The sequence below is a fragment of the uncultured Caballeronia sp. genome (genome assembly GCF_964243625.1).
GTDB lineage: Bacteria > Pseudomonadota > Gammaproteobacteria > Burkholderiales > Burkholderiaceae > Caballeronia.
On the sequence record NZ_CAXTGZ010000244.1, the window covers coordinates 1 to 8,406 of the forward strand.

Genomic DNA, 8,406 nt, shown 5'->3' on the forward strand with positions numbered 1-8,406 from the left:
ATCCGCCGCGTCAGATGCAAGAGAATCCCGCAACGGAATCGGCATAAGTGGAGGCATGAGCAGTGGCGTGATGGCCGCAATACTCATCGCGATCGGATGTGGTGCGTTCGTCAGTCGGCGAAGGAAGAACGTTCGGCGTACCCGGAAACCATGAAGACCTTGCCAGTCGAAGCACGGCGGAGCAATGCAGCGTACCCGCGCAAGACGTTTCTCGCCGTCAGTGTTCGCCATAGGGCAATCCTCTGCCACTGACGCGCCGCCAGACCTTAGTCCACAAGAGACATTCTTCAACGTTCGCGCCTGGCCTGCGCAAAGCTCATGGCAATTGCGCCGGTTCGGCGAGGCTGCTGTGTTCTATTCGAAGCATCGCGGCCACCCGTTGCAATCGCCTCACGCCGAACCATCGCAACAGAAATCGCAGCATCGCTTCGAGCGAGTCTCGTCTTTGGGTGGATTTTGGTCATATCGTCCTTCCTGCGAAGAACCCATTGGACCGCTGCCGCCGTGATCCGTAAAATGAATGTTTTGATCGATATCATTACTCTGCGGAATGGAACTCAAACTGCTCCGGGCGTTTTTGACGGTCACTGAATTGCGCCATTTTGGTCGCGCTGCAGACGCACTGCATGTCAGCCAACCGGCGCTCAGCAAGCAGATCGCGGCGCTGGAGACGGTGCTCGGCGGCCGCCTGTTCGAACGCGGCCGTCACGGCGCCGACCTGACGGCATTCGGAGAATCTTTCCGGCCAGGTGCGTTGTCATTGATCGGCGAAGCCGATGACCTGCTGATTCGCGCGCGCGAAGCAAGTAGTGGCCAGCGGGGACAGTTACGGGTCGGTTTAGGGTTATCGGTGCTTACGGTGGCGCCGCAATGGCTCGCGAGCTTCCGGGCCATAAATCCAGGTGTCGGCGTGACGGTGAAAGACTTGTCGTCGTTTGATCAGACACGGGCACTGCTTTCGGGCCAACTCGATGTCGGGTTCTTGCGACTGCCGGCTGACCGCGGGTTGGCGTTCGTGCCGGTGCTGGCCGAATCCCTGATCCTCGCCGTTCCGGAGCACGCGAGGTGGAAGCGCTTGCCGGCGGACCTGAACAAGCTCAATGCGCTGGGCATTGTCGCCCTTTCACGCGGTATTGGTCCCGGACTCGCCGCGCAAATCGAACAATGGTGCGCAAGTCGCAATTTCATTCCGCGCGTGATCCAGCGGGCCGATGACATCCAGTCTGTTCTTGCAGCCGTTGCAGCAGGTGTGGGCGCGGCATTCCTGCCCTCAGGTGCGCAATATCTACTGCGCGACGCGACCATCATTGCCTTGCATGACAGCCAGACCAGATGGCAAGTCGGTCTTGCGTGGAACACCATGCGTAGCGATCCGGTAGTGGACAATTTCGTCGCCCATGTCCAGAAGTCGATCGAGAATCCGTTGTAAGGGCGGTGGCCGCTTACGGCCCAGCACTTGCTCCGATGACATTGATCGAAGTTGCTAAATGCTGGCGTAATCGGCCTGACTTCGTCGGATCGGCGTGAGGCAACGTCGCCGACCGCTTTTCGTTGTTCCGGCATATGCATTAACATCGATACCTGAACGTGTTAAATGCAATGTGTCCCGACCAGACGTGCTGGTTCGATATTCCGTTGTCTAGAGAGGAAGGCGATCGTGGCAAATGAAAAAATGTTGGCGCAAGTACGTGAAAAGCAGGGCTTTTTCGCGGCCCTGGACCAGAGCGGCGGGTCCACACCCGGCGCCCTGAAGCTATACGGCATCCCGGAGACTGCCTACAGCAGTGACGCCGAGATGTTCAAACTGATACACGAGATGCGGGTGCGCATCATCACCGCGCCCGCCTTTACAGGGGACAAGGTCATCGGGGCCATCCTGTTCGAAGCAACCATGGACGGACAGGCGCTCGGCAAACCCGTTCCAACCTTCTTGTGGGAAGAGCGTGGCGTGGTGCCCTTCCTGAAGGTGGACAAGGGCCTGGAAAACGAAGCCGACGGCGTGCAACTCATGAAGCCGATTCCCGGGCTCGACGAGCTGCTCGCCCGCGCCGCGAAGCTCGGTATCTGCGGCACCAAGATGCGCTCAGTCATCAAGCTGAACTCGCAAGCGGGTATTGCTGCGATCGCCAAGCAACAATTTGCGGTGGGAGAGCAAATCTCCGCACACGGCCTCATTCCGATCCTGGAGCCCGAGATTTCGATCAAGAGTCCGGACAAGGCTGGAGCGGAAGCCACCCTCCTCGCGGAACTGACCAAAGGCCTCGATGCGTTGCCGGAAAATCGTCAAGTCATGCTCAAGCTGACAATTCCGGACGTGGCGGATTTTTATCGTCCGCTGATCGAGCACCCGCGCGTCGCCCGGGTGGTTGCGCTTTCCGGAGGCTATGCGCGAAGCGATGCGTGCGAACGGCTTGCTTCGAATCATGGAATGATCGCCAGCTTCTCGCGGGCTTTGATCAACGAGCTCAAGGAACAAATGAGCGACAGTGAATTCGACGAGACGCTCGCGACTGCCATCGACGAGATCTATCAGGCTTCCGTCGAAAAAGTTTGATGCAACTTTGAGAGGGCGGCTCCGGGCTCGCATGAACGAGCCTCGAATCGCCTGATACGGAGATGCTGTTTTGCGCGGGCCACGGCTATTAAAGCTCGTGGCCCCGCATGTCACGAATCGCCCCCTCCCGTTTGCATGAAGCATTGAATGCCCCCTTCGCCGATCCTTCGGCGACGCTTCAGATCGCCTCTGATTCGCGCACCGTATCAAGTAAAAAGCAGTACGGGCGGCCTCAGCCAAGCGGCGAGTACGCTTCCGGAATGCAGATCGTCGATGTCGCCCTTGCAATCTGTTGCGGACCGCCTTTCGGTGGCCACAGGCCTTCGGCGTAATGGCGTGCACGCAGCGCAGCGCGTTCCTCCAGGCTGGAGAATCCCCAAATATGTGTGATCCGGGGCAAGCCATCCAGCGCATACATATTGATCACCAGATGCCGTGTGTAGTCGTGAGCCGGACCGATTGCCTGTTCCCATCCCGCCAAAGTTGGCGGCAGACCACCCGGCTTCAGATGGTAAGTCCGGAATTCATAGAATCGCCCGAATGAGGAATGCTCGACGTCGGGCAGAAACGGGAAACGCGCGTACTGCTCCGTGATCAACCGGCTCGATGGATCGTCGACACCGAATGGACGGGCGCTCATCAGCGCGCGCAACCGTTCCCGTTCAAGCGCCTCCGCGGTCTCGAAGCCACGCAGCAGCTTGATCTGGAAGAGTTCCCCTATCTCCGTGCGCCAGGCGCCCAGGAGCTGGCCTTCTCCATCCAGAACCCAGTTGTGCGCACTGGCAGAGACCGCGTCTTGTTCCATCGGTGGGCTGGAGAGTGTAATCAGTTCATAAAGCATGATGTCTTCCTTGTAGGCGGCTGCCGCGCCGCGGTAAGGCCTGCGCGCAGGCCGGCGAGTCAGAACAGCGATGCCAACTCGGGCGGCGGCTGCTTGCTGGATTGATCGACGAGCATGCCGAAGAGCGGATCCCACTCTTCGATCGTAAGCCCGCAGATCAGGTCTTCGCGGGAAAACGGATCGCCCTTGACCATCGCTTCCACTTCCTCGCGATTCTCAGCCCGCATGATCAGAAAGCCTGCACGCAACGGCGTTCCTTTGAGCGGTCCGGAAGCCAGCAGCCGGCCCTGCGCGATCAAGTCCTTGAGATAAAGAGCGTGTTCGAGAACATGCTGGTTCCAGCGGTCGCCGTCTGGGTGTTCCATTCGAGTAATGTATATCGGCATATCGTTGACCTTGATGGATGCTGTGATGTCCGCCCAAACCGGATGTCCAAGACGAATACACCTACCTTAATTGACTATTGGTGGATGATAAATAGGCGTACAGTTTCCGGTTTCACAACTGGGAGTTGTCAGTGCTCGATCGACTCACCGGCATGGCAGTCTTCGTACAGGCAACCCAGACGGGGTCATTCGCCGCTGCAGCCGACAAGCTTGGCATGTCGCCGCAAATGGTCGCCAAGCATATCGCTGCCCTGGAACAGCATCTTGCGACCCGCTTGCTGAATCGGACGACCCGCAAACAGAGCCTGACGGAGTTCGGCCGCGCCTATCTGGAGCGGCGCCAGACCGTGCTGGCGGAAGTGGACGCAGCCGATGCCCTGGCCCAAGCTGTTCAGGTCAAGCCTCAAGGCCGCTTGCGCATCAGTGCGCCGGTGACCTTCGGTCGTCATGGCCTGATACCGGCGGTGACGCAGTTCCTGCGCGATTTCCCGGAGGTGGAACTTGAACTGACGCTATCGGACCGTCTGGTGGACCCTGTCGAAGAAGGCTACGAGGCCATCGTGCGAATCGGGCCAATCGATGAAAACCTGCCGATGGTGGCGCGTCCGCTAAAGCCATATCGTTTGGTCGCTTGCGCATCGCCGGCCTATCTGAGCGAACATGGAACGCCGCTGGAACCCGCGGATTTGGCTCGCCATGAGTGCGTGTTATTCGCCCCATGGCCAACGGACCTCAACCGTCGGTGGCGCTTCCAGCAGGGCGGCCGCGAAGTCGAGGCGACCGTTGGGAGCCGCTTGAGTATCAACGATTGGGGCGCCATTCACAGCGCAGCCCGAGACGGTTTCGGTATCGTGCTCGGGTCTGAGCATGCCGTGGGCGAGGATCTGGCGGCAGGCCGGCTGATTCGGGTGTTGCCCGATTTCGAAGGGCCATCCCGCCCCATGCATCTGCTCTATGCAGCGGACCGGCGGATGACGCCGAAACTGCGTTGTTTCGTCGACCGGATGATCGGAACTTTCGGAGATGGCTAAAAAAGCATGTCATCTCAAGAGTAGCTAAAAGCAAAACTGCGAAACGGTACGAGGGTTGATTGACGAGGAAGAAATGAGAGGCTAGCGGGAACGATTTTTGTTGGTAAAAGGCAGGTCCACTCCGCATAAGCATCATGAAAGCTACCATTTGTGCTCACTACCAATTGCCCGAAGGGCATGAAGAAATCCACCGGTTCACGTTCAAGCTGGAAGAAGGTGGGAGTCATGCGCCGTCGGAAGAAACTATCTCGTTACGAACCGCGAGAGTGATCGTGTCTCATCTCGAGGACGGCAACGCGCTTATACAAATGCTCCGCGCCGTAGCGAATGCTCACCCGGCCGACTATGACGAACTCATCGGGCAGGTATTCGAGGACGCATTCGTCAAGGACGGGCCCAGCGAACGCATGACCGATCACGGTCTGGCATTCAATAACGCTACGAAGGCCGAATCGGCGCGGCGCTGAATCCGAATGCGAAGTGCAGTCAAAGCTATTGGCCGACCGCCGCCCAGAGCAACGAAATGCCTGACGACAGCATCAGTCCATCGACAAGAAGCCTGAACGTGGACGGTTGCATCCGGACCACGACAGACTTGGCGAAAAACGATCCCGTCATCAGTGCAGCGCCCGCCACCAGACCTTTTACAACGATTCCGACCGGCAGCGCGCCGAACTCCTTGAATGCCGCGATCTTTGCCGCATAAACCCCGAGCGATCCGGTCGCTTCCGTCGCGAGAAAGGCGCCTTTTTCGAGGCCATACGACGTGAACACCGGAACGGTGATCGGACCCGTCGACACGACAATCCCTGTCAAAAAGCCGACGGGGCCTCCGATCAATGCCAGATCCCACAGGGTGAATTTGATGGAGCGGCGCGCGAGCCAGCGCCGCGTCGGAATCATCGCAACGAAGAAAACGCCGAGCGCAATATCGACAATGCGCGCAGGGATCGCCAGCAGCGTGTGAACGCCCAACGCCGCGCCGGGGATTGCGGTTGTGCAATAAGCCGCGCAGGCCCTCCAGTCGATTTCACGCCACCATGCGACAACCTTGCCGAGATTGCCCATCACCGCTCCGATCGCCATGATCGGCACGGCCTGCTGCGGCCCGAAGAACAGGACGAGAACCGGCATGAGCATCATCGACGACCCGGTGCCGATAATGCCGCTGAGCATGCCGGCAGCAACGCCGACGAGCAGAACAAGTACATATCCCATCGCGGCGTTTTCATGGAAGGTTGAATTGGTCGACGCTCGGAAGAGTACCGTGAGCTGCGCCTCCGCTCCGGGAAAATCAGTCCAAAGGTGGAACGGCCCCTTCAGCCAGTGTCTTGAGCAGGCGTGTACGACGTCGTTCGAGGTCTTCTATCTGGCGCTCGATCGAGGCCAGTCGCTTGCGCTGGGCATCGGAGGTCTCGGGGCATGAACCCGCGCCTTCGATCATGCGCATGCAATCGGGAAACGAGCGGATATCAGCGAGGCTGAAGCCCGTCGCGATCATGCGCTGGATTTGCCTGACCTGGGTGACGGCGGCAAGCGGGAACGCCCTGTAGCCATTGCTGGCGCGAACCGACGTCAGGAGGCCATGTTCGTCGTAATGGCGAATCGAACGCACGCTTGCGCCGGTCTTGCGAGCGAGTTCGCCAATGGCCAGCAGATCGTGTTCGATGGATTGGATCATGGAAAAAGCATAGCACTTTTCGCTTGACCCTCACATCAGTGTAAGGGTTCAAAGTGCTCCCATGTCAACGATCATGGAGCAACCCGAATGTCGCGCAACTTCTTTAGTCACACGCTTTCCGCCCTGCTGGCAGCAGTCGCCGCGCTTGCGATGTCATCCGCCGCTATCGCAGATACAAAAAACTATTCGGTCACCGCGCCGGACGGCGTCACCCTTGCCGTCCAGGAGTCAGGCGATCCGGCCGGGCCGCCTGTCGTGCTGATCCACGGCTTGCTGGGCAGCCGCCTGAACTGGAATGGACAAGTCGACAGCGCCGACCTCCAGCGGTATCGCATCATCACGTACGATTTGCGCGGTCACGGCCTGTCCGGAAAGCCGACTGAAGCCGAGGCGTATTCCAACGGACGCCATTGGGCGGACGACCTTGCAACAGTGATCAAAGCGTCGCATGCAAGCCGTCCTGTGCTCGTCGGATGGTCGCTGGGTGGCGCGGTCGTATCGAATTACCTGGCGGCATATGGCGACAGCCAGATTGCCGGAGCGGTTTATGTCGATGGTGTGATCGAGTTGAAAGCGGACCAGATCGTGTCTCATCCGGAGGTTTATCGCGACATGACTTCTCATGATTTGAAGACCCATCTGGATGGCGAGCGCACCTTCCTCAGCCTGTGTTTTCACACGCAGCCCGACAGGTCCACAACCGAGCGCCTGCTCGCCAACGCGGCGATGGCGTCGTGGACCATGCAGAGCGCAGTCCAGTCCATGACGGTCGATGCGTCCGGCGGTTTGAGCAAAACCACGGTGCCCGTCCTGCTGCTGTATGGCGAACGCGACGCGCTGGTGAATACGAAAGGCGCGATTGCACGGGCAAAGGAACTCGATCCGCAGGTTCAAATCAAGTCGTACGCGAATTCGGGACATGCGCCTTTTATCGAAGAGCCGGATAGGTTCAACCGTGATCTGGCCGCTTTCGTCGATACCGTCGCGCGTCACTGATTTGACACCGCAAACGTGAGGAACATATGGCATACGAACTTCCCCCTCACCATTCGCTTGAGTCTTTCCCGGGATTGTCCGGTCTGCAAGTCGACGCGGGAGGTGTGTCGTTCAGCGGCGTGACCGGTGGCTCGGGACCGGCAGTGCTTCTGCTGCACGGGTATCCGCAAACGCATCTGGCATGGCGGTACATTGCTCCGCAACTGGCGCGTTCATTCACTGTCGTTGCGCCGGATCTGCCCGGGTATGGCGACAGCAAGACGGGCGCCGATACTCCACGCTGGACCAAACGCCGGGTCGCCGAAGCACTTACCTCGATGATGAAACAGCTCGGCCACGCAGAGTTTGCCGTCGTCGGCCACGACAGAGGGGCGCGGGCCGGATACCGGCTGGCGCTGGATCATCGGGATCATTTGACTCACTATGCGTCGCTCGCCGTGGTTCCGACGCTCGATGCATGGGACGCCGCCGACATGCGCTTCGGGCTGGCCAATTTTCACTGGTTCCTGCTGGCGCAACCGTTCGATCTGCCGGAGCGGATGCTGTCGGCCGATCCCGATGCGTTTATCGATGCTGCTCTAGCCAGGATGGCAGGCGGAATCGATCATATCGATACGGTTGCCCTCAGCGCCTACAGACGGGCCTTTCGAAACCCGTCGGTGCGACGTGCGATGTGCGAAGACTATCGAGCGGCCGCGCATGAGGATCTCGCGCACGACACCGCCGATCGTGCAGCCGGAACCATGCTGAACTGTCCGGTCCTTGCCTTGTGGCCCGATTCGTTCGGCGGGGAACACTCACCGCTCGACATCTGGCGGCGCTGGGCAAGCAATGTCAGCGGCAAGGCACTTCGCGCGGGTCATCTTCTTCCGGAGGAGTGTCCGGGAGAAGTCACGGCGGAGCTTCTTGCGTTTCTC

The 8,406-nt window shown here is 59.4% G+C and carries 11 protein-coding genes; 6 read left to right on the plus strand and 5 right to left on the minus strand.

All coding sequences use genetic code 11. The features are described from left to right. A partial coding sequence (locus ACFFAR_RS17245; protein WP_375508181.1) for a hypothetical protein occupies positions 1–231 on the minus strand: 231 nt, incomplete at its 3' end. A 319-nt stretch (positions 232–550) separates the two neighbouring features. Here ACFFAR_RS17245 and ACFFAR_RS17250 point away from each other — a divergent pair. Next, on the plus strand, positions 551–1,429 hold the full coding sequence (locus ACFFAR_RS17250) for a LysR substrate-binding domain-containing protein (protein WP_174363440.1): 879 nt from the start codon (positions 551–553) through the stop codon (positions 1,427–1,429). A 228-nt stretch (positions 1,430–1,657) separates the two neighbouring features. Beyond that, entirely contained in the window at positions 1,658–2,554 is an 897-nt protein-coding gene (locus ACFFAR_RS17255) for a fructose bisphosphate aldolase (RefSeq protein WP_086381591.1), read from the plus strand. A gap of 232 nt (positions 2,555–2,786) precedes the next feature. Here the strand turns inward: ACFFAR_RS17255 and ACFFAR_RS17260 are convergent, their stop codons facing one another. Together ACFFAR_RS17260 and ACFFAR_RS17265 are read right to left on the minus strand one after the other, a co-directional pair. Next, positions 2,787–3,395 carry an NIPSNAP family protein gene (locus ACFFAR_RS17260; protein ID WP_174363439.1) on the minus strand — a complete coding sequence of 203 codons (609 nt, stop codon included), beginning with the start codon at positions 3,393–3,395 and terminating at the stop codon, positions 2,787–2,789. 59 nt (positions 3,396–3,454) lie between these two features. Beyond that, on the minus strand, positions 3,455–3,760 hold the full coding sequence (locus tag ACFFAR_RS17265) for a YciI family protein (protein WP_375508182.1): 306 nt from the start codon (positions 3,758–3,760) through the stop codon (positions 3,455–3,457). Between the two features lie 152 nt (positions 3,761–3,912). Here ACFFAR_RS17265 and ACFFAR_RS17270 point away from each other — a divergent pair, with 152 nt between their 5' ends. After that, positions 3,913–4,812, plus strand: a complete 900-nt coding sequence (locus ACFFAR_RS17270) for a LysR family transcriptional regulator (protein WP_375508183.1) — start codon at positions 3,913–3,915, stop codon at positions 4,810–4,812. 134 nt (positions 4,813–4,946) lie between these two features. Further along, positions 4,947–5,279 (plus strand): hypothetical protein, encoded by a 333-nt coding sequence (locus tag ACFFAR_RS17275; RefSeq protein WP_174363437.1) that lies wholly within the window; start codon positions 4,947–4,949, stop codon positions 5,277–5,279. 25 nt (positions 5,280–5,304) lie between these two features. Here ACFFAR_RS17275 and ACFFAR_RS17280 read toward each other — a convergent pair whose 3' ends face one another. Beyond that, a complete protein-coding gene (locus tag ACFFAR_RS17280; protein WP_174363436.1) occupies positions 5,305–6,030 on the minus strand; it encodes a TSUP family transporter in 726 nt (241 codons plus the stop codon). Positions 6,031–6,106: 76 nt separating this feature from the next. Next, positions 6,107–6,493 (minus strand): MerR family transcriptional regulator, encoded by a 387-nt coding sequence (locus ACFFAR_RS17285; RefSeq protein ID WP_174363435.1) that lies wholly within the window; start codon positions 6,491–6,493, stop codon positions 6,107–6,109. 87 nt (positions 6,494–6,580) lie between these two features. Between ACFFAR_RS17285 and ACFFAR_RS17290 the strand changes: the two genes are divergently transcribed. Both ACFFAR_RS17290 and ACFFAR_RS17295 read left to right on the plus strand, forming a co-directional pair. Continuing rightward, positions 6,581–7,489: an alpha/beta fold hydrolase gene (locus ACFFAR_RS17290; RefSeq protein ID WP_174363434.1), complete on the plus strand. Its 909-nt coding sequence runs from the start codon at positions 6,581–6,583 to the stop codon at positions 7,487–7,489. A 26-nt stretch (positions 7,490–7,515) separates the two neighbouring features. Next, positions 7,516–8,406, plus strand: an 891-nt coding sequence (locus ACFFAR_RS17295; protein WP_174363433.1) for an alpha/beta fold hydrolase, incomplete at its 3' end; no start/stop codon positions are given.